Raw genomic sequence first — 26,658 nt, forward strand, 5'->3', positions numbered from 1 at the left:
ACGGTGCAGGTTTTCCCGTCCTCTGACCAGTTCCAAACAGGTTCGCCATAGCTGTGACCGGTGGCCGGAATATCTGTCAGATCCTTCGTATCTGTGTAGGTCTTGCCGTTAAATTCAACGGTAGCCGTATAAGTAGTTACGCCTTTTTCCGTGCAGGTGGCAGGCGTCTTTACTGCTGATGTAACCTTTACCTCCGGAGTTTTCTTATGGTTTTCATCCTTTTCACAGGTAAAAGTCACCTTGCAGGTCTTTCCATCCTCTGCCCAGCTCCAAACAGGTTCGCCATAGCTGTGGCCGGTGGCCGGGATGTCTGCCACATCTTTCGTATCCGTGTATGTCTTGCCGTTAAATTCGACAGTTGCTGTATAAGTGGTTACTCCTGCTTCCGTGCAGGTGGCAGGGGCCTTTTCTGCCGATGTTACAGTTACTTTCGGAGTTTCCTTATGGGTTTCATCCTTTTCACAGGTAAATGTCACGGTGCAGGTCTTTCCATCCTCTGACCAGTTCCAGACCGGTTCGCCATAGCTGTGACCGGTGGCCTGAATTTTATTTTCTTCAGGGGTCGTTAGAATTGTACCGCTTTCATCTTCGAAATGCTTCCCGCAGATTTCGCACGTCCAGTATTCCTCAGTTCCATCCACTGTGCAGGTGGCATCTTTCTTTGGCGTCTGTACCATCTTGCCATGCGTCACTGTCAATGTGCAAGAGGCGCTGACTCCACTTCCATCCTTAGCGGTGGCGGTAATCGTGGCGGTGCCTGCGCTTATGGCGGTCACTGTTCCGTCTGCGCTTACCGTGGCAATGCTGGTATCGCTGCTTTTCCAGATCACATCTTGATTGGTGGCATCGGCAGGCACTACTGTAGCAGACAAAGTATCGCTGCCTTTTTCCTGTAAGGTCAGGCTGTCCTTGTTCAGCTTCACGCCGGTGACGGGAACCGAGGCGGGCTTCGCCTGCACCGTCAGGGTGGCGGTTTGGCTGATCACGCTGACGCCGCCACTGCCCGTCACAACACAGCGATATTGGTAGCCGTTCATACTGGTATTGGTGCTGTTTATGGTATAGCTGGCGTTGGTTTCGCTTTCGATATTTGTCCAGCTGCTGCCGTTGTCCGTGCTCTGCTGCCACTGGTAGGTCAGGGTTTCACTCCATGCACTGGCCTCCACAGTAAAGGTGGCGTCTTCGCCCTCGGTCACAGTGTAGTCATACGGCTGCTCGGTGATGTTTGGCGTCGTGGGCCTCGTGCCGTTGCTTAGTGTACCTTCCAGTGTGCCGCCGCTGGCGAGGATCGTGCCTTTGTTGGTCAGGTTGCCATTGCTGTTGAGGGTAGACCCCTCCGGGATGGTCAGGGTTTCGCCCTGGTTAATGGTGAGGCTCTCGTCTAGGGTGACATCGCCGTACACAGTGCCGGTACTGCCGTCAAAGACGATACCGCTTCTATTATCACCCGTTGGTGTCGGCGTAGGAAGCGTTTCCGAAATTCTTAATGCACTGATCCCGCCATTTCTAGCGTCTACAATGGCATTATCGCTGACGGTCAGACTGGTGGTAGCGCTGGTAGCCTCAGATGCTCCCACATAAAACTGTATCCCATCATTGCCCTCGCTGGCGCTGGTGGTCAGGCTGCCGCCGTCGACGGAAAGAGAGATATTCGGGGAGTCGGTGGCGAATGGGCTGGACATCACATAGACGCCGGCGGCATAATTGCCATTGGTGCTGCTTGTGACAGCGACATTCTTAATGTTCAGGGAGGCGTCGCCACTTCCGCTTTTGACATATATTCCGTGATCAGAACCAGATACTCCCAGGCTGCCATTATTTTCACCCGTAATAGTCAGGGTGGCGTTTGTACCATAGCTGTACGCGCTTATCTCTGCATTCAAAAAAATCCCATAGTTGCCTGTGATGGTATTTTCGCCAATCAGTTCGATGGTCAGGGAAACCGGCTGCCCGCTATGGCTCAGAGCATAGATCCCGGAGCCATAAGGCGCTGATACGGCATTAGACCCTCCCTGGATGGACGCTCCTCTTAAGGTCAGAGTGTTGGAGCTTGACTCGTATTTGACATTCCAATCGTCTCCGCTACCTGTGCACGGTGTCAGTGCACCCGGGTCCTGATTTGTGGTCCAGTAGGAATCTTTACCGAGAGAAAGTCTCTCATTTCCCACATAAAGAGTATTAGGCGCATCTTCTCCCGCCGCCAGCGCCGTGATAGTAGTGTTAGGCACGATTCCTACTACTAATAGGATTGCTGTAAAAATGGATACTGCTTTGCTCCATATTCGTTTCTTCATTTTCTCTCCTCCTTTTTATCTTTTATGTATGCTTTTAAAGACGAACGTATCGCATTTAACTGAAGATTTAAATATTCTTCATCTTCAAATAAAGCATAATGTACACATGCTCTAACAAAGATATAGGTCATGCCTTGAATATAATCAGCTGGCATTCCTAATTTGTTTGAAAGTTCATCGGCATATTCTTTATAACGTACATTGACGCCTTTAAAGAATTCTTTTCCTTGTTCTCGATATTTAGGACTAGAATAGACCTGATACATGAATCGATATTTCTTTCCATGAAGTTTTGCTGTAAGATGTGGCATTTCATTTAAGAAACGTTCGATATCTTCAAAACTCGTAGGAGCTTTTGCCATGAAATCTTCTTCTACCTTGGCCATACAATAAGCAGTAGCTTGAATGATCAAATTATCTTTTGAACCAAAATGATAGATCAACCCACCATTTGTGATACCACTAGCTTCAGATAATTTCAACATACCTGTATTTTCTAATCCGTATTCACAAAATGTATCAAAACAAGCTTCTAATATCTTCGATATATCTGCTCCTTTTCTACCCAAAATATGCACCTCCTTTTTTATAACTGACCATTTATTTAATTCTATCTTAATTATATCAAACTTCGTTTAACAGTAGAAGTATTATTTTATGTTCGATTAAATATTTTATTTTTACATAGATAAAGCCTAAGATAAAGCGAATAAAAAAGACCGGCATACAGTTCCCTATACGCTCAGTCAATTCGCTTCTATCTATCATCCTATTGAATTTACTAAATTTATCACCAAAATATATTAAATAATTTTAATTATACAATCCTTCGAATAAGATGTGTAAAATATATATCATCATTAATATTATATAAAACTCAGTGTATATTCCTATTTTTGCTTTATTCTTGCAGGATTTCCAATTGCTATGGAATCATTAGGAATATCCTTTGTTACTACACTTCCTGCCCCTATGACTGCATTGTCTCTAATTGTAACCCCAGGCAAAATAGTACAATTTCCGCCAATCCAAACATTTTTACCAATTGTTACTGGTTTACCAAATTCAACATCCAATAATCGTTCATTTGAATCTAACGAATGGCAAGCCGTATATATATGTGTATTTGGACCAATCATAGTATGTTCTCCAATTCTAACAGGACATACATCTAAAATAACGCAACCATAATTAAACATTACATTTTTTCGATATTTTCGATAGTCTAAGAAGTCACGGGGTTTTCCAAAACGAATAAGTTTTACGGGAAATCTCTTTTTCTATTTTCACAATCTATGTTCCAAAATCACGGGAGATTCAATAGCTTGTTGATCATATAGCTCATATAAAAAAGTTTAAAGATTGTTCAAACATTTCTTTGTTTTCTTCTATTTAATGTTATATGATTTAGTTATAAAGGTAATAAATATATATATTAATGATTACTTTAAATCCATTTATTTGGCAGCTATTATTAATAGCTACGCTTATTATAGACTGTGTATAATATCTCATAAGATCAACTATTAATTTATTTGCTGATACGTTATTTATTTCATTTTTATATGGTGTATATATACTTTTCAACTATGTTTAAAATGTCAAAATAAAAAGGAATTATTATTTCACGATTGACATTTCATGCTATCTGGTCTTAGTGACCTGTCAAACGTACTATCAGGTAGGAAATCCTACAATTTCATAATCAACAGTACACATTAAAAACAGAATATTAAACATGCTAAATTCTCGACTATAGATATTAAAAAACGGGAAGGTATTTCTTCCCGTATTAATTTAGAATCTAAAACCCCAAAACCCCATGTTATTTTAGATTACCGAAATAAAAAAAAGAAAACCCCATAAAATGGGGATTTTCTAAAGTTTTCCTCAAACAATTTACTAACGTTTTGAGAACTCCTAGGTACGATAAAATAGGCATTTTAGAGTGGTTTTGTTGCATACGTGTTGCATTGCCAAAACTTTTCAGAACAACTCAAATAGTTATCAAAATAATTTATACAACACTTAATTCTTCAATCTTTTTATTCTTCTGAGTATTTTTACCCCCTCTTTAGTCAATTGGTCACTATCTTTATCTAATACTAATGATTTTGCTTCTAAGATCCTATCTATTGCATTCATTGGATCTAGGGAATGATATGCAAAGAATAAATGCCTAAGCTCTGTACCTTTTATAATCTTATAAGCATTTTTACTATCAATTTGATAAACATATGATAGATATCTATAAATATACCCTATCCAATACATCTCATTAATTGAAAACTTTATTTTTCCATAATTGGTTTTACCATATTCTATATCAAGTTCTTCAAAAATTTCTTCAATTGTCATGCTTTCGTTTATAAAGGTTAAATTATCCATTCTAGAAACAAATTTAGAATTCATAAATCGGCGGATAAATATATTTGAACTACATTCTTCTCTAGTAACAGATTGTTCAAAAATTTTACCTTGTATATCACATAGTAACAAACCTACTTGATCCATTTCTCTTTTCATAATATTTCGTCAATATATTGACCTCGCCCCCTATACTGTCTTCGAGCCATTTTAATTTTAGTATCTCCAACTTTACTATCCTCTAATCTTTTGATTTGATACTTTTCTTTTTCTTTACTACATAAATAGCATCTTTCAACAATTTTTACCTGACTCAACGCTCTCTCTGTTTTAAAAACATATTGAAATCCTAAATTAGTAGCTGCCAAACAATGTATACATTGTTCATCAGTAATTTCACCTTCAATAAAACTATCTATAATTCTAAACATCCTGTTATCAGCGATTGGTGCTACTAAATAATCTATGTCTTCTAATTTGTTAATTAACTTTTTGATAATCGGATGATCTTCATAGCCACTTAGCCTTCCTCTAAAATATGCTATTGTCAGCATCCATTCTTGATTGACTTTATATTCAATGCTAGAAAGGTTTTGTGGATTAAAACTTAATATATAAACGCTAGATGTATCAAATCCACTTACAAATAATGATGACTGCTCAAAACTTTCACCGCAGTAAAATCCTTTACCAAAATCATTATTGTTTTTTGAATGCTCAATATCAATATTACCCTCTATAATGTTCTTGGCGCCATGGTATAATACTAATTTATTCTCATTTGCTAAATCTTCATAATAAAGTTGTGCTTTAATCTCATTTATAAAGATATTATTATTTAATGCAAAAGTATATATTTTTTCGATATTATTTTCATTTGTATCCATTTTGCCAGTTTCCCATCTTGCTACCGTAATCGCATCAACATCTATTTTTTCAGCAAATTGTTTTTGAGATAAATTAAGTATTTCTCTAATTAATTTAACATCCTCATCTATTCTATAATTCACCATAGATTCAATATCACCTCACCACTTTATTATAGCATACGCTAGTAAGAAGTTAAATATAAACTTTTTATTATCATACGCTAGTAAAAAGTTTTTTTATACTCTTTACGCTCTGCATTTTTAAAAAGAAAAAGAAGTATCTAAACACTCACTGTGTCTAAATACTTCTCTAATCTTCTCACAACAATTATTACTAACGTTTTGGTGTTCTTCAAATCCTTTATTTAAAGGAAATTTTCAAAAAAATTCCGTCGACCGGCGTTCACCCCACAGCTTTTTTTACACACTTAGGACATCTTAGCACGTTTATAGGAAATGCAAATCACATGTAATCTTTCAAGTAATTATCTATAATTTTGAGCAATAAGAACTATCTTTTCTTAACAAACTTAGTCTGACATCTTTAAATTATACGTGTAAATTTTAGCAACTTATTCTTAAGAATTCAATCATTTTTAAGTCAGTATGATTTTATATAAAATCCCTTCGAACAAACCTTACTTTACCTATAATTCTTACTGGCAGTTCTTCAACTTGACTGAATGTAAACTTTCTATTGTCATATTTTGGATTTGATGCCTCCAATAAAATACCATCTGATAAAAATTTGACAATCTTAATGGTTACTTCATCCCCAATCATCACTACAGTAATCTTTCCTGATTCCACATTATTGCATTGTTGAACATATACTAAATCACCCTCATAGATATGTGAATCAATCATAGAATCTCCTGTTACTCTTAAAAAGTAATCACCATTTTGAGCATCACCATGCCCTACTTCTACATAGCCCTCAACATCCTGATCAGCCCATAAATCATAACCTGCTTTGACTCTGCCAAGAATAGGTTTGACCCTATTCATATCTTCTATGACTTGTTCCACATCACAATGTAATACTTCTGACAATTTTTTTATTTTTGTCTTTTTAATATGGGTGCTCTCTCCACTCAGCCATCTATAATATGTTGATAATGAAACTCCTATTTCTTCAGCAACTTCAGCATGAGATTTATCGTTTTGTATTTCATATTGAATCAACAATTCTTTTAAAGTCATATAAATCCACCTCAATTACAGTTTACCAAAAATATTACTTTTTGGGAATAGTTTATATAAAATTCCCAAATCTATATTGTTTTAGGAATACAAAAGACTATAATATGAAATCACAAGGAGGGATTTTAATGAATAATAAAGTTTATTTATGTATCGATTTAAAAAGTTTCTATGCAAGCGTAGAATGTGTTGAAAGAGGATTAGACCCTTTCAAAATCAATTTAGTTGTTGCTGATCCTACACGAGGAGGTGGTGCAATCACTCTAGCAGCAACTCCAGCTATTAAACAATTGGGTGTACCAAGTCGTGGCAGGATATATGAAATACCAAAAGATATAGAATACATTACAGCTACGCCAAGAATGACCTTATATATGAAGTATTCTGCTAAGATTTATAGTATATTTTTAAAATTTATTTCCAGTGAAGATATTCATGTATATTCTATTGATGAATCCTTTTTAGATATTACATCATATTTATCATTATATAAAATGAATGCAAAACAGCTTGCGAAAACCATTATTGATGAAATCTATAATGTTACTGGAATCACTGCAACTGTTGGTATTGGAACAAATTTATTTCTTGCAAAAGTTGCATTAGATATTACTGCAAAACACGCTAAAGATTTTATGGGTTATTTAGATGAAGATTTATTTAAGCAACTCATATGGCATCATACACCAATCACTGATGTATGGATGATTGGTCCTGGTACAGCAAATCGTCTTGCATCATTAGGTATCAAAGATTTATATGGAGTCGCTCATTATGATGAGAAGATACTATATAAGATATTCGGAGTTAATGCAGAGTACTTGATCGATCATGCATGGGGAAAGGAACAAACGGAAATAAGCGATATAAAAGCATATAAGCCTTCGTCCAATTCTATTTCCAACTCTCAAATACTGTTTGAAGACTATAGTTACAAAGATGCTTACTTGATCATGAAAGAAATGGTAGAAACTAATGTATTACAACTAACTGAAAAGCATTTAGTAACAAGTCATATCGCATTATATATTGGTTATTCTAAAAATATTATAAAGCCAACAAGGGGAAGTCGAAAAATAACGAATACTACAAATTCCTATCGTATCTTACTAGAGGAATTTAAATTGCTATATAAAAAGGTCGTAAATCCTAATTATCCCATCCGACAAATAGCAATTTCATTTGGCAATGTTATAGATGAAATATATGAACAATATGATTTATTTGCAGATTATAATGATATTGAAAAGGAAAAAAGTGTGCAGAAAGCACTTGTAGATATTCGTTCTAAGTATGGAAAAAATGCTGTATTAAAAGGAATGAACTTCTATGACAAAGCAACACAAAGAAAACGCAACGGTTTAGTAGGTGGACATAATGCCTAGAACAAGAGCACAGAGAGCACAAATATTTCAAAGTTTCGATGCACTAAAAGGATTCAGAGAAATATTAAAGGAACAGGAAAGAATAGTTGTCCCAAAGAAAATCCTTTCTGAAGATGACTTGGCTGAACTAGATTATAAAGTCCATCAGATAAAAGCTGGAATGATTATTAACGTCGTTTACTATGATAAAGGACAATATGTTCAACTAGAAGGAAAAGTAGCTAAGTTTAATCTAGATACAAAAATGATCCAGATTGTAAAAACAAAATTAGATTTAAGAAATGTTATTGAAATTCACTTTAAGTGAAATAGTCATTTAATCATAAAAATATCATCACATAAAAAGTAAAGGAAATGACAATATTGTATTTGATTTTCAATATATCATTTCCTTTTGCTATAAAAAAATAAAAAACACTAAAATCCATAAGAATCCTCTTATAAATTCTAGTGTCATTTTCTTGTAAGCTATATTTATCCTTTTATAACTGATTGACTGCATCCAATAATTCCTGAACATTAAAATGCGTATATACTCTTTCCGTCAAGGTCATAGCACCTGAATGCCCAACAATCTTTTTTATAATCGTCTGTGATATATTCTTTTCAGCCATCATCGAAATAAACGTATGCCTGCAACAGTGAGGCGTCAAATCTATATCCAATTTTGTGATGAACGGATTATAATAAATACAACGATATTCCATATACTTGATATGCTGACCTCTTTGATCGAATATTAAATATTCTGACCTGTTGCTTTCATCATAATACCATTCCTTAAAGAAAGGCATGATTTTATCACAAATTGGAACCTCTCTGATTCCATTTTCAGTCTTGCTCTGCACAACCTCAAAATAGTTTTCGTCTATATGTACATGTTCCTTTTTAAGGTTTAATAATTCGCCGACACGCACACCTGTATAAAGAAGCATAAGAACAGTCATATCTCCTTTATTTTCAACTTTTTCCCATGCTTCTGCCACTTTTTCCTTACTGAAACGCTCTCGCTTCATCTTGTTTGGATTTCTTTTCTTATACCTTAATATATCTACCCAGACTGCAAAATTTTTATCCACAATATCATGCATATATGCAAATTCAAACATCTGCTTATATAAAACTTTCAAAATCTTTAAGGTTGGATAGTTTTTCCCACAGCTATCAACAACATTCTGCAAATCACTTAGATGTATTTTTGAAATTTTCTTTTTATGCAATGGTGCGGAAAGCTTAAAGGCATACTCATATGTTTCTACTGATCTCTGTCCTACATATTGAAATTTCCCACTGGACCATCTCTCATATAACTCAGCAAAGGTAATGTTCTGGTTCTTATAGAATTCCTTCTTTGAATTGTATTCTTCCAATGCTGCTAATGCTTCTCCATACGTTTCATAGTAGCCAAGAGATGGGCGGGAAACTCTTACCCTGTTCTGTTTCTTATCATATATCAGGACCTCCGGTGCTCTAACATTATATTTTTTACGTACTTTCTTTTTAGATTTTGAAATAGAGCCATAACCGTTTGGAAACTTCATAATATTTCACCCTTTCTGTTCTATGCTTATTATGTCGTGCTTCAGGTTATTTGTCAGTGCTCTTTTCATCAGGAATTGGATTAAAATAGCCAATTTCTTCCCATACTTTCCTATCTGAACAGTAGTAACTGTAATTGCACTTTCCTTCTATTTTCATTGCTACACCAAATTTAAGTACACCCATTTGAATCCCAAATCTAATGAATTTCGGGTCTTTGTGCATTGCTTTTGCTATTTCGCTGATAGGAACATTCCTTCCTGTAAATTGTGGAAGTTCTTCCTTTGCCTTGTCTTTCTTCTGATTCAAGTTCACTCCATTCTTCCAGCTTATTGACTTCTCTTAGCATTGCTTCTACTTCATAATGTGTATAGATGCGTTCTGTAACAGCCATGTTTGTACTATGACCTACTATTTTCTTGATCATGACAGGATCTACTTCTGCTTCACTCATAAGAGAAACAAATGTATGTCTGCACCAGTGCGGTGTATAGATCTGTTCCAGATCTTCTACCAAAGGCTTAAAGTAACTGTCGTAATAGTTTCTGTATTGGAACTTCTTTCCACCTTCCGTACTGAACAGGTATTCAGACATCTCATAACGATAGTACCATTCATATACAAAAGGAAATATAACATCCGCAACAGGAATTCTACGAATGCTATTATCATTCTTTCCCTCAACAATATCAATATACTGTCCATCCAGATTAACATCTTCTTTTTTTATATTCAGCATCTCACTCACTCTTACGCCTGTATAAATCATGAAAAGAATCATCTGATAATAGGGAAGTGAGCTTTTCATCCAGAATATCTTGATATCTTTCTTGCTGATCTTTTCTCTTTTGTAGCTTGGAATTCTCTTTGCCGCGTACTGTCTGATGCTGATTCCCTTTGCATAGTTCTTTAGACAAAGATCATTCTTGATGGCATAATCATACATCTGTGTCAGCAAGAGCTTGACCTTTCTTAAAGTCGGATAATTCTTGCCGCTGTGATCAATCAGTTCTTGCAGCATTGCCAGATCAATATTTGCAAAAATCTCATGATGAAGTGGCTTGCATATTTTATAAGCATTTTCGTGTGAATTTTGAAATGAATCTGAAATAGTCGGAAACTTAAACTTCCTGAATTCCTGATAGACCATTTCAAAAGTCATTCCTGAATAAAATTTGCCTTCCGTTATGTATTTATTCAGCATGATGATGCCTTCCTTTTTTGTTTTCGTATAACCTATAATCTTATAGCAGGCTTCCTTCTTTCCTGTTTTTTCATTCTTTCTTGTGCCATCCCTGACTCTTACCATATAAGGCATATTCCTGTTTCCTGACATTTTGGAAACTGTCCCTTTCCCTTTTTCTCTTCTCACGGCATACATCTCCTCATAAACATTATGTCGTGCATTTTCATAAATGTCAGTATCTGTTTTTTATCTATCTCTGCCTCTTTCCTTATGATAACTGATCATGTTGATTTTTCTGTTACCATTGATGAGAACATCCATCTGCGGCAGAAGTTCCATATATACATCAGCGTTTTGAAACTTACCGAAAATCTTTCCATCAAAAGATACTCTTTCAACATAGAAGAGATCATTTATATATTTTTGCATATTTCTATCTGCTGAGTCTGTCAGACTGACAATATCTCCTGGATGAACTAAATTGAACAGCTTTTTTAGATTATTCTTATCGAGATCATCAAATACCTTATGATTTGGTTCTCTTTGTATGATTCTGCTTTTTTTGTAAAACACTTTTCCTGTATTCATATATGAATACAACATCTGTTTTTGCCAGTCTATTACTGATGATTCCCTTTCTCCTGCATATGTCATTATAGAACCATTAAAGTATCTTTTCATCCTTCACTTTCCCCTTTCTGCTGATTCTTTCCTTCATTTTATTGAATGTTTCCTTATCTTCCTCAATGAGAATCATATCTCGATTAGATTCCAGTGAAGCTTCACCGGCAACTCCTGAACCTGCAAACTGATCAAGACCTAATTCATGTTCAACAGATATCAGATCTATGATTTTTTTTTAAAGATCAAGAGGTTTCTCAGCTTGATGAATACTCTCCTTTTTGCTGGGTGCAGGATATTCAAAAGAGGAAGGCAGCATTCTCTTTGCACCGCTCATTCTATATTCTTTAGATGGATCTGATTTTTCCTTCTTGGCATCACGTCTAAGCTCTCTTGCCTTTCCTTTGCTGAAGAATACAATATTCTCTCTATCCTTAACCTTTCTTCCTGTATTCCTTCCTGCACCCTTTATCCATGGCACCTGTGCATAAAATCGGAATCCTGCTGATATTGCCATTTCTTCAATCTGATTCAGATACACCCTATTTTCCTCATTTTTATCAGGCAGGAACTCTACCAGAAAGCATCCCGGTTTAAGAACTCTCTTCTTTTCTTGAAAATCTTTGACATCATATCTAAAGCATTTATATTCGGCAAAGTTTCTATTTCCGCCTTTATTGCTTTTAAGATCATAAGGATGATCTGTAATGATGAAGTCTATTGAGTTATTGGCAATATATGATAAATCACGTCCATTTCCTTCAATCAGAAGACATGTTGACTGATCCCTTGTAACACTATATACACCTTTTGAAAAACGCTGAAAGAGTCCTTTATCAATACCCTCATAAATGCGTGCTCTAATGCTTGGCAGCTTTACTTCCTTTTTCATGAGGTTTAGAACTGCATCCTCAGCTTCCTTCAGTGTAAAATCCTCTGAATCAGAAAAATAATCATATAGGCTCAACTGAATTCCTTGTTCTTTCTGTACCATCACAATCCTTTCTTCCTAAACAAACAAGACCGACTATTCAGCCGGTCACGTTATTTTACTGCTTCTTTAAATTTTCCTGTAGGTTTAAATATTGGTTTTCTTTTTGGAGATATAATGATTCTCTCACCCGTTGCAGGATTGATACCATTTCTTTCAGGTCTTTCTTTTACTTCAAATTTACCAAATCCACTAATGCTTACAATGCCACCATTTTCTACACACTCTCTGATTGTATCAAAAATAGTATCCACTATCTCATCTGCTTCACGTTTCAGCATGCCATGTTTTTCTGCCACCAATATAGTTAGATCTTTCTTTGTAATATGACTTATCATTTCAATTATCCTCCTTCACTAATAATATAACGTGCTTTCATTATATTCACAACGGTTTATTTTCGTATTTTTTAGATGATTCTTTCTTCATTGCTTATTGATTTCAATCTTCTTTTCCTATCTATCAGTTTTCTCGCTGTTTTCACTGTATCTTCCCATTTTACATACTGATTTTGTCCACCTTGCCAGTCCATAAGATGCTTCATGGTTCTTATAAGAACATGATCATACCATTCATTTCTAAAGAAGCGAACATCTGATATTGAAATGTAAATATACTCATTGCCTGAATTTAATACAGCAGAAAATTCATAATGATTTTTATTGAAGCTGTACAGTTCCAAATTGTTCTTTCTGCACATTCTTTTCAGATCATTCCTCATCTGCCTTTGAAACTGAAGATAGTCATTGCCTGTTTCAGAACCACTCGAAAACTCATAATTCAGCCATCTGTTATAATCCATCATTGTTATTAAAATTCCCTTTCCTCATGAACTCTGCCATTCTTTTTCATCTGTGTTCTGACATGAAGTCTTTCCAGCAATTCCGGATAGTAGATATAAGCGGGTGAGGTGATCCAAGAATTTCCGGCATCCAGGAACTCACGCGAATGACTGTTTAAGTCAAGACTATTCCCAACAATCACCAGCCCTACCTGTCCATGAAGCGACATCTGCACATATGCTGACATTGCCATCATCCAGTCAATATCCTGAGCATAAAAAAAGAAATCCTTCATATTCAGGTTTTTATCCTTTATGACATTGCCTGCTGCTATCATCATGCCGCCTGTTCCACAGCATGGATCACAGATGGATATTGGATTATTTCCTCTCTTTCTATCTAATGACAAATCACTAAGATTTATTTCTGCCATCATATGACTTACATGATATGGAGTCATGAACTGGCCAAAATTCTTATCAAACATTCCTAAATCAGCATATATCTCTGCAAAAAGTCCTGATTTCTATTCAGTTCCAAAGATTCAGTCATAAGATTCAGCATATGCTTCAGTTCATCATTATTCATGCGTGAATTCTTAATCTTCATGTCAATCTGTTTCGCTCTTTCCTTATCAGTCTTTAATGAACATGCTGGATTCAAGATAGAAAGAGCATAGGCAATAAATCCTTCACATGTCTCTCTTCGTACGACATTCATGGAGTGTTTGTTTATCATGGACAGAAATTCTTTTTGCTGATTATCCATCATCGCTGTCTGCTTTCTCTGTTCTTTAATTTTGAAATTATATCAGGTCTTTTCTTATAAGGAATATACTTTCCTTCATGAAATTCAGGCTGCAATTCTTTATAATCCGATTTGGGTTTAACATCTGTAATTTCCAGAGAAGAACTATCCTTTGCCCAGGAACCAACCAATTCATGATTATGAGCATAATAATCTCCTCCGCCCTGTCCATTGCCTAACGCCAGCATCAAAGAGAGAGGTGCTATCGTTGCCGATAAAATCTTACCATTTTCTTCCCAGCTTCCCATGTTTTCCCTGTAAGGGCAATGATCATTATCGATATATTCCTTAGCTGCATGATTCACAATATATCGATATTTTTTCAGACCTTCGCGAACTGGCAATTTCTTGAATTCACTATAAACTCTGTCAAAGATAGAATCTCTTTCTGTATCAATGTTCAACTTATCTTCTATTTCTTTTAACAGTTCAGTATATCTGCAGTCTGCACCGCTGCCTGCATAATCACCTATCACATAGACATGATCACCCTTCCAGTCCATAGCCATGTGATTTTCCATTTCCAGTATCAGATCGTTATAGTTATATGACCATTCCATAAGTTTCACAAAATCAGGACTAATCATATATTCCTTTTTATCAATATTTGCAACAATATAATATTGACCCATTCATTCCTCCTCTGTTAGATGTTCAAATTTGAACATCATCTTTCTCTTTCTAATTCTGTCATCCTTTTCTTCATCTTAAGTGTTCCTTTACTGTCATAAAATGTCTTTCCTTTGAATGACATGCTTTCTATATGTGAAAACTCAAAATCACTTCTGTATCCGCTTCTATGATTTTCGACAAACTCCCTGACAGGTTCAAATGCCTTTCCAAAATTGAAACTGTCCATAAGTGTAGGATCAGACATTTCCCGAATCAGCTTTTCTCTATCATATTTGAATGTCATTCTATCATTATCGTATTCAATTGTAACAGATACATTTTTAGCATTTATATTTGACAGCGACATGATCATTTTTCGTCTTTTATAGAACTGATCATATTCATGGTTTCGGTTCTGTATAATTTCATCCATTACGTCCAATGTCCTAAATGCTCTATATACTTTTCTTGAAAGATATTTAAAAATTTTATCATTATGAAAAGCCTCTTCCGCCTTTTCAGCAACGATTTTATTCATATCATAAAATGAAGAAATAATATCATCATCATTTAAGGTCAGTTCAGATTTCACAAGATCAAAGAAATAATCATCTTCGTCATGCATGTAATCAAGCAATGTCTTTTCATCCATTTTGCTATGGAAATCAGGCTCTTTCATAAACATACGCAATGCTTTTCTTCTGGCAATCGTATTCATATGTTCATAGTCCTCATTTTCGATACGATGACTAGCAAGATCATGGCGTCTATCAAAAATCAGATTCTTCAATTGTTCATTGACCCTTTTTTCAATATCTGCTTCTATGCCTTCAATACCATTTGCCTTCAATGTAAACTCCTCTTGAATCCTCTTATAGTTATGCATCCCATAATAGTTGCAGTATAAAACATTTTCTTTCATATCTACCAGTCCGACAAATTCCTTCTCTTTTCTTAGCATGAGCCCGCTATTTTCAAATATATGCAGGGTATAGAAGCGGTCATCAATATATCTTTTCATCAGATAGTCCGATTGCTGTCTGGAATATCTGTTGCGAATGATTCCATATGTAAAGTCATCCATCATAAAATGAAGCAGCTGCTCTTCACGATTGCCAAAAACATTTCTATAATCAATTGTATTTTCCAACATCAATCACCCCTAATGTCTTCTGGTAGGCAGAAGCAATTGAATATGGCTTTCATCCTGACTGTCCGTAAGAATGAACGGCTTCAAATCCTCATTGAAATGAAGAACACATACTTGTGTATCAAAAGCCTTTAATGCTTCTATCATATACTGCTGATTGCATGAAAAATGGACTTTTCTACTTCCTGATACATTCTCATAGGAAACAGATTCTATAGATGAACCTATTTCTTTGGATTCTGTTGTCAGAACAATCTCATCATTAAGAAGGTCAAAGGTAACAATCGTAATGCCATCATCACGACAAAAGGATGTTCTATCCAAAGCTTCCAGAAGTGCCATGCGATTGAAATATATTTCTGTATCAAAATGCTTTGGTATCAGAAGTTCCGTATCAGGAAATACGCCATCCAATAGAACACTTTGAATGATGATATCGTCGCTTGCCATCAATGCCTTGTGCTCATCAAAATAGATATACAATTCCTCGTCTTCATCAAACAAAGCTGTCTGCATACCCAGCATTTTCTTTGGAATCGTAATGCATATCTCGTTGCTGCTGATAACTGGTCTGGCAACCTGAGACAATCGATAAGAATCTGTTCCAGTTATGATGCACTTATCTTGATTAACCTTGAAGTTCAGTCCGCCAAGGACAGGTCGCGTCTGCTGGTCATTGGCTGAAAAAATTGTCTTATTTATTGCTTCTGTCAGCATTCTGGAATACATCTGGAATCTTGTCTTGGGATAATCAAAGCTGATATGTGGAAATTCCTTACTATCAATTGTGACAAGCTTCATCTCCGCCTTGCCGCTTTTGAGTTTCAGCAGATGATTTTCCTGACGTATCCATATGACTGTATCATTCGCCTTTTTGACAATATCATAAAAAAGCCTTCCATCAATGGCACAGCTTCCTGTTTCATAGACGGTAACCTCATCTTGAATGAACTCTCTCATGCTGACTGTACCATCTGTTACCGTTACTATGATTCCATTCTCTTTGACTTCCAGTAAGATGGAATGATATATGGGCAGAATGACTGTTACGGAAAACAGTTTCGATATATGCCCCATTACTGTATTGATCTGTTTCTTCGTAATTTTGAAATTCAATTATTCCTCCTCGTCTTTACTCGAAATAGAGCTGATCTATTTCTATATTTCTTGTTGTCTGGGAATTGCTCAGCTGTAGAATATAATACTTCACTTCTTCATTTCTGCTGAAAATCAATTCATAGTGACTGTTGCACTTTTCCTCAGGACACGCTGTTTTCTGTACATCGGCAGCTATCTTTGTTTGATCCTGATCGTACAATCCTATTTGCACCGTTTCTTCTCCTTCGATAATTTCTTCAACGATGATATGGCATCCCTGATCATCTGCATATATCTTGTCTATAGGCAGGATTGTACTTGTTCCCATATCGAGCTGAACATTCAGATTCCTGTTATGAATGGTCTGCCTGACATTATGCTGCATATAAAAGTAAATTCCACCTGCCAACAACAGGAGTGTCAGAATACCTATCATAAGAATGATCAGAAACTTTTTCATTCTGCCTGAAAGATGGAGTTTTCTTTTCTGTTTAGGTATTTTGGCTTCAGAAAGCATGATCATATGCCTTTCATAATCTGATTTCAGATTTTTATAGAGAATAACATATGCACGATTCCCTGCTTTTTCATCCCTGATCAGTTTTTGTAGCTTTGAAATTTCTGTATACTCCTCATATGCTATAACAATGTCAGCTTTCCTGTGCAGCAGTTCAAAAACCTTTATCAGAAAGGCAACTTCATTGGCATCTGTAAAAGAAGAATAATCAAGAATCAGGCTTCTGACATTATCCAGATGATTGACACTGTTCAGATATCTGATATCACTGCAAGTCAGCACATTTTCTAAGGTACCTCTGATTTCTGTATACTGATTTTCTTTTTCCTCACTGCATATAATGATTGTCAGTGGTTCATCAATCTTACTCACAGGCTGTATCATTTGCTCATATTCATTTTCTTTTTCAGAATGTGCTGTATAGATATCTTTCTTTGTATCTCTCTTTCTCAGAAGCTCGTCAATTTTAGTTTTATCAACCGCTATCTCAATCACTCCTTTTCTCTAATTAAAATATCTTTCATCAGTGTGCTTTTCTTCGACATCAATTGTAAAGGTATCTTCTCCAACAACCTTCACTGAATCAACGGAGTCATCAGCATCCAGCATCACTGCTATAAAATCCAGTACATTCTTATCACTCCCTGGCAGGATTGCTAGACCATCATTTTTGTATATGACTTCCAGATAGTAATCAAGACCGTATGATAACTGGATTTCCTGATATCTTCTTTCCTGTATCGCCATGCCAAGCATATATTTTGCCAGCAGGGACAATGCTCTTCCTTTGGAAAAATTCTTAAAGCCTACTGCTTTCACGCATTTCTCAGCCTCCTTTTCGACAGCAGATATATATTCCTTACCAACTGTTATCTCCATACCGCTGCAATGATCATTCATCTGTTTCATCACTATCATTCCGACATAGACATGATTCAGCATTAGATCTGCTTCCAGTTCCTTATCGGTTTCCTTTAAATTCATAAGTTCAATTTTTCCTATTTTTGCCATATCATTTCTGAAGCTCAAGGCTTCTTTTTCTCTCCTTTCTTTTTACCTTTTTTCTGCATATATCTCGCAGATTTCTGTAATCCAGCACAATCTCCTGTTCGTTTCGGTCGTAAAAAAAGGCAAAGACATCTTCTTTATGTATCTTCGCCTGATATACGTATCCATGTTCACTGAATCGGGTTGCAAACCATTCAGCTGTCTTTTTGTCAAGTGTCCATGAAAGAGCTTCATGCTGATTATCTTTTTGTCCTGTTCCTCTATATACAGTAAGGATATCCTGAAATGAACCATACATCTCAAGATCCTCTTCACTCATTAAATATCGAGGATCAGCCTTTTTGAACAGTTTCAGTAACTGGCTTTTCTTCAGATTTGCATCAGCATTGGGAAATTCACAGCTTATCCATGCCTGATGCAGATAAAGAGATAGATCTTTTTTTGATACATGATCTTTTGTAAATCTCAGAAAAGCCATAAAGTAGGTATCGCATAAAACGGACATGAATCCTGTATAGCTATCAGTATTATCTATTCTTTTGAGAATAGTCTGACGAAAATAATCCAACGTATCTGCATCATCTACAATGCTGTTCAAATTTCCATTTTCATCAATAATAAATTCTGATTTAGCATATGGATGATAGATAAACGGTCTTCCAAGCGGATGATTCGTTTCAACATCCATATACAGAAAATGCTTTGCGATTTCTCTGCAGTAATCTATATCCGTTCTATCTGCTTCTTTCATCCACAGTTATCTCCTTCCTGCTATCTTTTATCAATTGATTATAATAATCCTCATCTTCCTGCAGTTCATTAAAATAGGCTTCCGGACTCTGCCAGTCCACAGTACTGAACACTTCATCAGCAACCTTTTCATACCCACAAATATTCATAAAGTCACGATAACAATACGGATCATCGCTCAATTCGGGAATATAGCAGACTTCATCAGAATGATTCAGATATGCCCACATATTCTTATAGACAAAACCCTGCTCAGTTGTTCCTCGTTCATAAATCGGTTCACCATATCTGTCTATACCTGTTATGCCGCCAATTGTAAGCATTTCATCAAGTACTCTTTTCACTTCTTTTGTATATAATCCCTGATAGAAAAGCGTTTCTTTTTGATCCATTCCTCTTTTGAATATAAGGATTTCATCTTTGCCCAGTTCAAGAGGAACTTTTCTGCCATAAACCTGAAAGATGTTTCCGTTTGGCAGGATCGTATCAACAATCAGTCTTTTTTTCTCAAGCATGGTATTTATCTTATTGAATTTAACATTATCCATTTTTCATCACCTTCTATATCTTCTTATTCATTCGTATGTTCAGCAGCGGTTTAGGAATTTCAAATTCATTCCTGATATCAGGAATATATGGTATAAGTGCTTCATCATGTCTTTCCGGTTCTTCCAGATAATAATCCAAAAGATCATAGAAATCATACTCGCTGCAGTCCGGCAGTGTTGTCAGCATAGGATTCATGCGCATGCGTATAACGACAGCTTTTCCATCCTCCAGCTTCATCAGTTCATTGGCATTTAGAAGCGGTCTTGCCATAAGGGAACGGCTAACATTTCCATGTGGCATGATGAATACCAACTCCCCGGTCTGTTCGCTCACGCTTTCCGTTTCAATCGTCCTGCTTCCAATCTTATCTGAAATTTCCTTAGCTGTTTCAAGATTCTGAGTAGAGATATAAATCATAAGATTGCAGTTTGCCTTGATTGTCTGTGTTACCTCTTTGCCATAAATTTCTTCCAGCTGCCCAAAATCCTGAAGGTAAAGATGCCACTGCTGATTTCGTCCACGAGAGATGGAAAGCTTCTTGGGAAGGTCATTCAGCTTACCCGTTGAAGCTGTTTCATCCCAGAAATAATGAAATTTTCTAGGAAGCCTTCCACCTGTTTTATTGGCTTCAAATGACAGCACACGATAGATTTCATCTATAAAAAGTCGTGCCAATGAATCCATGCTTGATTTCTCATCTGGATTAATCAAGAAGATAGCAGTCGGTCTGGAAGAAAACTTTGTAATGTCAAATGAAGATCGTGAGGTCTGTTTAGCAACCAGTGAGGATGAAAACATACCAAGAGTAGCTGAAGCTGATACATAAAAGCTCATTCGAGTTCTGTCCGTAGCTAATGCCGCCGGTCCAAAAGCTGTCCTTGCAACATTGCCCACTGGAAGATTATTGAAGAAATCATTCAACGCTACATGATCATCTTCATCCGGCTGTCCTAGTGTGTTCAGAATCTGATAGCAGGTATATAGATTCTTCTGGCTGTCATCACAGTCTGCACCTGCAACTGCAAGTATAAGTGCTGCAATGATTGCCCTCTCGCCATCTGTCCATAATTTTTCTGACATTTTTGACTCCGGGCAGAGTGCTGCTGCGATATCTTTCGCATACATATCTGCTTCATCGGTTTTATTTTCCTTAAGGCATCGAACAACAGAAGTCATTGGATTCCACTGATCACCGGTCCACTGCTTTCTGAGATCAAGAAGATAGACATCATATCCCTGCTTTACCAGATAGTTTCTCATCATCTTGTATAATTCCTTTTTAGGATCATTGACGAAGAATGACTCCTTGTTGATATCAAGCTTTAATCTGACTCTTATCTTTCCTTCTGATGAACAGCACAAAATGCTTTCATCCATCAGCTGAGCATTTCCATCGAAGGAATATCTGACGTTAATATCCTCAAGATCTCGTATGTCAAAATAGCTTTTCAGATCTATCTGCTTCCCTTTTTCAATTACGATTTTCTTAGGATAAGCCAGATGAAAAATCTTATATAACTTCTTTAGTTTTCTCTGTTTCCACTGCATCAGACAATACAGAACATCAAAGTTTCCAATCCGGAACGTTTCAATGATTTGCATCCTTTCGAGATGCTTTGCATATTTTCGACTGGAAAGCACTTTAATTCTTAGCACCTTTACTTCACTGGAGACTGCCTGCGAAGCTATCATGATTGATGGAATAAGAGTCTTCCTTGTCTTTCCCGATGACGTCGTTCCGATGATGATGGAATGAATACACTGCATTTCATACCAAATTGTCTGTCCGACCTTCTTTACAACCATACCTCCCGGACTTTTCTTTCCGCCTCGCATCCCCAGACGATAAAGCGATCTCTTATTGAATATTCTGCTGATTTCATGATCAGATGCCCATTTGGCACTTCCATGCTCATCCCTGTTCTGCAAAAACCCTAGTCTTCTGGTCATCAGCATAAAGATCATTGCATCCAGACAAAAACATACAACTAGATATTTTGTTTCTGAAAATAATTTGACATACAGATATAACGGATTCAGATAATCATAGAATGGATGTATGGAAAAAGTAAAACAGTCAAAAAGATAGACCGTTATCATAGGTCCAATGAATAAAAGCAGTACAGCTAGCGATAATGCTGTTCCAGCATATCTTTTCAAATTCCACGTCCTTCCTTCAATCTGTTTGATATTTCAGCATCCCTATCAAGTCGGATTTTTCTGGATTCCTTTGCCATCTTCTCCAGCTGAGAAGCTGATACTTCACATATCTGTCCATTATCCTTCCCATACATTACTGCAACTTTCTCAATGTCATAAAAGTCCTTGTACTCCTTAAGAAATACCTTAAAGTTCTCATTTATATCAAAGGTCAAAATTCCATCGCCTTTCGTGATGGTTTGCAGATTCTCATTCATCAGTTCCAGAATATTAAAGGAATGATTCAAGAAATAGGTCATTGTTTCTCTCTGTGAAATCAATGTTGCATATTTTTCCATGCAGACGTCCTCCAAAATTCGATGAAATGAAACTCTATCAAGATGAAACTGATCTATATGGTATGCTTCAGATACAGCTTCTAACAGATATCCATTCAATGCCAGTTTTCTTAATCGTTTCTCATCACGAAGTGCATCATCAATATACGATTCCAGATAACCTGATTCTAGCAGACGGCTCTCTTTTATTTTTCCTGCTTCGCTCAAAAAAACATCAATCTGTTCATCCTTATCCATTTTTGAAAATCCATAAAGATGCAGCAGATAGTCTTCAAAGTTTTTTTCACTTTCAAATCCTTCTACAAGCTCTCTTCTGTCAAGCTCACTGATATTCACTACCTTTTTCACAAAGCCAGTATCATGGACTTCGCCCATCAAATCAAGATGAAATTCCAGATGCTTCATGTCCGGTGTCAGAAACGTTTTGATTTCTTCATCGTCTAATCCCAAAGAAATACCTTTGACGATAGTATTGAATTCATCAGGCTTATCCGTTACTTCAAGTATCATATGAACTTCATTTGGAAGAATTCCCTCTGTCAGTGCATGTATCATTGCAGGATAAAGCTTTGAATAACAATCAAAAGAACTGATTTCATCAAAAGGAATCTCCATCATGCAGGCACTGCGTATAGCTTTCATTGATTCTGCCGGCTTTTCCCTATCGAATATATAGCCATAGTATTCATCAGTGTAGGAGTCCTGTTTCAGAAAAAGTCGAAGTTCTTCCATCTGATCCGCTCTATATACCTCAGGCTGAGCGTACAGGAGTATGGATGATTCATCCATTCCATCTTCAAGACCTTTGTTGATTTCATTCAGAACTGCGACTTTCGTATCAGGATTACGAAACATTGCATACAGAGTTTTGTTATCCTTATACGTAGCATTCTTAAAAAAACGTACAAATTCATCTATATGCTGACTGCTGTAATTTTCTGAAACAAGCTGTTTAAGCACCGTCATATTTAACCCGGATGCAATAGCATTTCTGATAGATTCTCGCTGTCCCTTGTTGAATTTACGACCATGAATCAGATCGATATACATTCTGTTTTCTTCTATCCTTCTCAATTTCATTTATCCTCCTCTTTTTGGCATTCTATGATTAAGATAATGGATAACATAACGATTCAGTTTTTTTCTTCTGGTTTCACGATGCCTCCCGCAATATGAAAGAAGTTTAGCAATTCCTCTGCTGTTATAGCCAATGAAATCAGGTGTAATCATTCCTGATTTGATTTCAATCAGAAGATTGAACATCAGTACATCAATGCACTCCATCCTCATAGATACAATGCGGATGGATGGGTCATTCAGATAAGAGAGAAACGTACTGTCAAGATTATATTCACTGTTCATCAGTCTGTTATTTATCATTTCCATACAGTCCAGCCCAAAATAATCATATACACGAAAACAGATGTTCTTTCGCATATCTTTTAAGGTCATCATGTATCTGACATCATGTATTTCTATGTTCCTCTTCATATTCTCTCTCCTCACGTTCCTTTTCCGTTTCTCTTATCATCATTCTCTGGTTTCTCTCTCGAATTCGCTGCATCTGACGAAGCTGCGACAGTTCATGTTTCATAGAGTAGAAAGAAAAACGCATCAGATCATATCCATGACATCTCACAAGGTTTTTGGTTTCTCTGCGTATATCTTTTGCAGTTAGATACCTTGAAAATCGCATAACAGGTTGTTCACTGACACTCTGACGATACACTTTCAGCATTTTCAGTATGGAATTTCCCAGACTGGCATATAATCTTTTTTTCTGATCATCTAGATACTGCAATTGTCGTTCTCCGCTGCCATATAGTTCTTCATTGGAGCGGTAGACTTCCTTCAGCATATTGTCGTAAGTACGATAATCATCAGCTAGTCCCTTTTGCTTCAGCATGATTTCAATCATATGGTCAATTTCTCCCAGATATGGTTCCAAAGCATGGGCATTATATGACAGTCGTCCAGTTTTTGGCAGTATTTCATCCAGTTTCTGAAACTGGTCAAAGAATTCCTTTGTCAGATGAAATTTTGGATTTACATATCTCTGCACTTCTATTGTCCTAAACGTTCGATATGACTGAAGCTCTTTTAAAAGCTTGTCATCATTGATGATTTCTCTCATATGAAGAAGCACCTGTCTGGAAGCATCTTCCTTTCCTTTCAGCAACATACTTCTGTCAACAGCTTCTCTGGCAATGGCAGCTCGTATCCTGCTGATGCTTCTTGAAGAAAACAGTGTATTGTCAATCGGATTTCTTTTATCATAAAAGTAGAAATGCACATGAGGATGATCCGTATTGACATGATAGAATCCACCCCATGCGACATCCTTCAATGGAATATTTTTCTCCTGCGCCATCTTCACAACCACTTTCCTTGTCAGTGCTGCAAAATCACGTTTATCCTTCAATCCAAAATCAGCAGCATCTTCTTTAGTAAAGGAAATGACACTCTGCCAGATATATGTCGGCTTATGCTTTTGATATTCCTCCATGATATCTTCATAGGATTTATCCCCCTGAAAATCAAAACAGCCGCTACTTCCTTTACGATAGAAATAATATGAGAACATGTCATTTGCTTCATCATCTTTCATCATTGAAAGCTGGTTCTTATCGGCACGATCATCACGATCATAATATCCAATGCATTTATCAAAATCTGTAATTCCGGAAATCTTCTTATATTTCGTATTAAAAAACAAGGTACTCATTAAGGCACCTCGCTAACGGTTTCTTTCTTCTTTAGCTTTGTTTTTAGAACTGCGCTGAACTGCATTTCTTGCACGACTGCCGATTTCCTTTAGTTCGTGTTCTATGTCTATTTTCTGTGTATTCTCATATACAAGCCAGTCCGAAAATCCTATAGATTCATCTACGGTAAAATCAAGCGGATGAAATGTCATACGGTGCTTGATCAAATCATAATAATGATTGATTTCATATCCAGAGCCATAAGCTGCCATAGCCAGTCCTCCATCTGGACTGATTCCTATATCCATGCCATTTTTTATATCATACTGATTCATAATAAAATCCTGCATGGCATGAACATCAGCAAAAGCAAAATAGCTTGTTTCATGACGCTTGGCGATATCATATCGCTCTATCTTTGCGATAACTGATTTTTCAAATTCCGAAATATCAGATAAATTTTCCAGCATTCCAATTATTTCTTTATTGTGAATCTTTTCTTCAGCTTCAGTGCATTCATGTACAGGCTTGGAATTCAATAATTTAAAACCGCTTCTTTCCAGAATTGAATCAACAGTTTCATTTTCATCCGGTTCAAACAGTTCTTTTTCAATATTTCTTTTCATATATTTTTTTGTTTCCAGACCATTCAGACCATAAAAATGAACTTCAGGGCTCTTAAATCTTTCATAGAATTTTGCTGCCTGATAATCACTGAGATCAGTAAAATCCTCTTCTGATAAGCCACAGATAAAAAACGTTCCAGCTACAATATCATAGATATTTCCATCACGTGTTCTAAGTGCACGATTCAAAGGAAGACCCTCCAGTTTTCCTTCATCATTGCATACAAGACCAACCATATCCTCAAATGGATAGGTACATTGAATACTTCCGCCCACTATTTCTCTATATGTGCTTAAATCCTGCCTGATATCCTTAAGGTATGGAAGCTTGTCCGGCTCTACTATCAGAACTTTCATATATCCACACCACTTTCTATTTCTTCACTTCGAAACTTATATTGTTTCATGAATCACCCTTTCCTTTTCTTCTATAAAAATCTTCCCTAGCCATGTGTCTGATATCTTCAACTAATGTATCAATTTCAATGCTGCTTAGATGCAAGGATTCTCTCATGAGATATTTGACCATATAAATACATTCAAGCATCTGAATTGGAATTTCACGATTATGCTGTATATCTTTTTTCATGGCTCGACTAACTGCTTCCTGTATCATCACAATGATTGTATCCATTGATTTGGTTATGTACTCTTCATGGATTCCTTTTTCCAGAATCATGCGAATGTATTGGGAAACATCCATTTCATTTTTTTCTGCTTCCCTTTTAATTTCAGAGTATAACTGTTCAGGCAATCGAATGGATCTGGATGTCATTGGCATCTTCTTTTCCAAAGGAGCAAATTCCGTAATATCATATCCAAAAGCTTCATTGTATTTTTGAATATGATATTTCGTCGGTGTTCTGCGTCCTGTTTCATGTGCAGAAATAACTGATCTGGGAAGTCCGGTCATGATTGCAAGTTCTTCCTGTTTCAGTTTATTTCTGGTTCTAAGTGCATGTATTACATCCCCAATTTTAAAACTTTCCTCTTTAATTTTATCCTCCAATCCTTAAATTTAAAGGTAAAGTCATTTCACCTTTTTAATTCTTCTATCTTAACATCGAAGAAAATAAAAACAGAGATTGCTCCCTGTTTCAT

The 26,658-nt window shown here is 36.3% G+C and carries 29 protein-coding genes; 2 read left to right on the forward strand and 27 right to left on the reverse strand.

Annotated features, from left to right (window positions below; genetic code table 11):
* The 6 genes from B5G32_RS14305 to B5G32_RS01895 form a co-directional block, all read right to left on the reverse strand.
* Positions 1 to 2,294 (reverse strand): Ig-like domain-containing protein (locus B5G32_RS14305; RefSeq protein WP_143746557.1); only part of this gene is annotated, 2,294 nt, incomplete at its 3' end.
* A complete protein-coding gene (locus B5G32_RS01875) occupies positions 2,291 to 2,863 on the reverse strand; it encodes a TetR/AcrR family transcriptional regulator (protein WP_204209581.1) in 573 nt (190 codons plus the stop codon). The genes B5G32_RS14305 and B5G32_RS01875, both read right to left, overlap by 4 nt.
* Positions 2,864 to 3,184: 321 nt before the next feature.
* A complete protein-coding gene (locus B5G32_RS01880) occupies positions 3,185 to 3,433 on the reverse strand; it encodes a DapH/DapD/GlmU-related protein (protein WP_239386172.1) in 249 nt (82 codons plus the stop codon).
* Positions 3,434 to 4,322: 889 nt separating this feature from the next.
* Entirely contained in the window at positions 4,323 to 4,820 is a 498-nt protein-coding gene (locus tag B5G32_RS01885; RefSeq protein ID WP_087245420.1) for an antitoxin, read from the reverse strand.
* Positions 4,817 to 5,674 (reverse strand): DUF3990 domain-containing protein, encoded by an 858-nt coding sequence (locus B5G32_RS01890; protein ID WP_087245418.1) that lies wholly within the window; start codon positions 5,672 to 5,674, stop codon positions 4,817 to 4,819. Before B5G32_RS01890 ends, B5G32_RS01885 begins: the two co-directional genes overlap by 4 nt.
* Before the next feature lie 468 nt (positions 5,675 to 6,142).
* Positions 6,143 to 6,733, reverse strand: coding sequence for a LexA family protein (locus B5G32_RS01895; RefSeq protein ID WP_087935654.1), 591 nt, complete (start codon positions 6,731 to 6,733; stop codon positions 6,143 to 6,145).
* Positions 6,734 to 6,861: 128 nt separating this feature from the next.
* Here B5G32_RS01895 and B5G32_RS01900 point away from each other — a divergent pair, with 128 nt between their 5' ends.
* Positions 6,862 to 8,118, forward strand: a complete 1,257-nt coding sequence (locus B5G32_RS01900) for a Y-family DNA polymerase (protein ID WP_087935655.1) — start codon at positions 6,862 to 6,864, stop codon at positions 8,116 to 8,118.
* Positions 8,111 to 8,425, forward strand: coding sequence for a YolD-like family protein (locus B5G32_RS01905; RefSeq protein ID WP_087935656.1), 315 nt, complete (start codon positions 8,111 to 8,113; stop codon positions 8,423 to 8,425). The genes B5G32_RS01900 and B5G32_RS01905 overlap by 8 nt, the downstream gene beginning before the upstream one ends.
* A 175-nt stretch (positions 8,426 to 8,600) precedes the next feature.
* Here B5G32_RS01905 and B5G32_RS01910 read toward each other — a convergent pair whose 3' ends face one another.
* The 21 genes from B5G32_RS01910 to B5G32_RS02015 all read right to left on the reverse strand — a co-directional run bounded on the left by B5G32_RS01910 (position 8,601) and on the right by B5G32_RS02015 (position 26,566).
* Entirely contained in the window at positions 8,601 to 9,659 is a 1,059-nt protein-coding gene (locus tag B5G32_RS01910; RefSeq protein WP_087935657.1) for a tyrosine-type recombinase/integrase, read from the reverse strand.
* A gap of 197 nt (positions 9,660 to 9,856) precedes the next feature.
* A complete protein-coding gene (locus B5G32_RS01920) occupies positions 9,857 to 11,029 on the reverse strand; it encodes a tyrosine-type recombinase/integrase (protein WP_087935659.1) in 1,173 nt (390 codons plus the stop codon).
* A 60-nt stretch (positions 11,030 to 11,089) separates the two neighbouring features.
* On the reverse strand, positions 11,090 to 11,524 hold the full coding sequence (locus B5G32_RS01925; protein WP_087935660.1) for a hypothetical protein: 435 nt from the start codon (positions 11,522 to 11,524) through the stop codon (positions 11,090 to 11,092).
* A gap of 178 nt (positions 11,525 to 11,702) precedes the next feature.
* Complete coding sequence (locus tag B5G32_RS01930; RefSeq protein WP_204209583.1) at positions 11,703 to 12,458, reverse strand: DNA methyltransferase; 756 nt, start codon at positions 12,456 to 12,458, stop codon at positions 11,703 to 11,705.
* A gap of 50 nt (positions 12,459 to 12,508) precedes the next feature.
* The gene (locus B5G32_RS01935; protein WP_087935661.1) at positions 12,509 to 12,793 is read right to left on the reverse strand and encodes an HU family DNA-binding protein; all 285 of its coding nucleotides are present in this window, start codon (positions 12,791 to 12,793) and stop codon (positions 12,509 to 12,511) included.
* Positions 12,794 to 12,864: 71 nt separating this feature from the next.
* Entirely contained in the window at positions 12,865 to 13,260 is a 396-nt protein-coding gene (locus B5G32_RS01940) for a hypothetical protein (RefSeq protein WP_087935662.1), read from the reverse strand.
* Between the two features lie 5 nt (positions 13,261 to 13,265).
* Complete coding sequence (locus tag B5G32_RS01945) at positions 13,266 to 13,724, reverse strand: N-6 DNA methylase (protein WP_087935663.1); 459 nt, start codon at positions 13,722 to 13,724, stop codon at positions 13,266 to 13,268.
* A 2-nt stretch (positions 13,725 to 13,726) separates the two neighbouring features.
* On the reverse strand, positions 13,727 to 14,008 hold the full coding sequence (locus B5G32_RS01950; protein ID WP_087935664.1) for a hypothetical protein: 282 nt from the start codon (positions 14,006 to 14,008) through the stop codon (positions 13,727 to 13,729).
* Positions 14,005 to 14,676, reverse strand: coding sequence for a hypothetical protein (locus B5G32_RS01955; RefSeq protein ID WP_087935665.1), 672 nt, complete (start codon positions 14,674 to 14,676; stop codon positions 14,005 to 14,007). The genes B5G32_RS01950 and B5G32_RS01955 overlap by 4 nt, the downstream gene beginning before the upstream one ends.
* Positions 14,677 to 14,711: 35 nt before the next feature.
* Positions 14,712 to 15,806 carry a hypothetical protein gene (locus B5G32_RS01960; protein WP_143746559.1) on the reverse strand — a complete coding sequence of 365 codons (1,095 nt, stop codon included), beginning with the start codon at positions 15,804 to 15,806 and terminating at the stop codon, positions 14,712 to 14,714.
* Positions 15,807 to 15,818: 12 nt separating this feature from the next.
* A complete protein-coding gene (dnaN, locus tag B5G32_RS01965; RefSeq protein WP_087935667.1) occupies positions 15,819 to 16,922 on the reverse strand; it encodes a DNA polymerase III subunit beta in 1,104 nt (367 codons plus the stop codon).
* A 16-nt stretch (positions 16,923 to 16,938) separates the two neighbouring features.
* Positions 16,939 to 17,916 (reverse strand): hypothetical protein, encoded by a 978-nt coding sequence (locus tag B5G32_RS01970; protein WP_087935668.1) that lies wholly within the window; start codon positions 17,914 to 17,916, stop codon positions 16,939 to 16,941.
* A 9-nt stretch (positions 17,917 to 17,925) separates the two neighbouring features.
* Positions 17,926 to 18,432, reverse strand: coding sequence for a hypothetical protein (locus B5G32_RS01975; RefSeq protein ID WP_087935669.1), 507 nt, complete (start codon positions 18,430 to 18,432; stop codon positions 17,926 to 17,928).
* A gap of 1 nt (position 18,433) precedes the next feature.
* A complete protein-coding gene (locus B5G32_RS01980) occupies positions 18,434 to 19,180 on the reverse strand; it encodes a hypothetical protein (RefSeq protein WP_087935670.1) in 747 nt (248 codons plus the stop codon).
* Entirely contained in the window at positions 19,164 to 19,727 is a 564-nt protein-coding gene (locus tag B5G32_RS01985) for a hypothetical protein (RefSeq protein ID WP_087935671.1), read from the reverse strand. Before B5G32_RS01985 ends, B5G32_RS01980 begins: the two co-directional genes overlap by 17 nt.
* Positions 19,728 to 19,740: 13 nt before the next feature.
* Positions 19,741 to 21,888 (reverse strand): VirD4-like conjugal transfer protein, CD1115 family, encoded by a 2,148-nt coding sequence (locus B5G32_RS01990; RefSeq protein WP_087935672.1) that lies wholly within the window; start codon positions 21,886 to 21,888, stop codon positions 19,741 to 19,743.
* On the reverse strand, positions 21,885 to 23,306 hold the full coding sequence (locus tag B5G32_RS01995; protein ID WP_087935673.1) for a hypothetical protein: 1,422 nt from the start codon (positions 23,304 to 23,306) through the stop codon (positions 21,885 to 21,887). The genes B5G32_RS01990 and B5G32_RS01995 overlap by 4 nt, the downstream gene beginning before the upstream one ends.
* Complete coding sequence (locus B5G32_RS02000; protein ID WP_087935674.1) at positions 23,307 to 23,717, reverse strand: hypothetical protein; 411 nt, start codon at positions 23,715 to 23,717, stop codon at positions 23,307 to 23,309.
* The gene (mobP3, locus tag B5G32_RS02005) at positions 23,692 to 24,951 is read right to left on the reverse strand and encodes a MobP3 family relaxase (protein ID WP_087935675.1); all 1,260 of its coding nucleotides are present in this window, start codon (positions 24,949 to 24,951) and stop codon (positions 23,692 to 23,694) included. Before mobP3 ends, B5G32_RS02000 begins: the two co-directional genes overlap by 26 nt.
* A 12-nt stretch (positions 24,952 to 24,963) precedes the next feature.
* Positions 24,964 to 25,914 (reverse strand): DUF3846 domain-containing protein, encoded by a 951-nt coding sequence (locus tag B5G32_RS02010; protein ID WP_087935676.1) that lies wholly within the window; start codon positions 25,912 to 25,914, stop codon positions 24,964 to 24,966.
* A gap of 46 nt (positions 25,915 to 25,960) precedes the next feature.
* The gene (locus tag B5G32_RS02015; RefSeq protein WP_087935677.1) at positions 25,961 to 26,566 is read right to left on the reverse strand and encodes a helix-turn-helix domain-containing protein; all 606 of its coding nucleotides are present in this window, start codon (positions 26,564 to 26,566) and stop codon (positions 25,961 to 25,963) included.
* Positions 26,567 to 26,658: the final 92 nt, after the last annotated feature.

The sequence above is a fragment of the Massilimicrobiota sp. An80 genome, assembly GCF_002159255.1.
GTDB classification, from domain to species: domain Bacteria; phylum Bacillota_I; class Bacilli_A; order Erysipelotrichales; family Coprobacillaceae; genus Allocoprobacillus; species Allocoprobacillus merdigallinarum.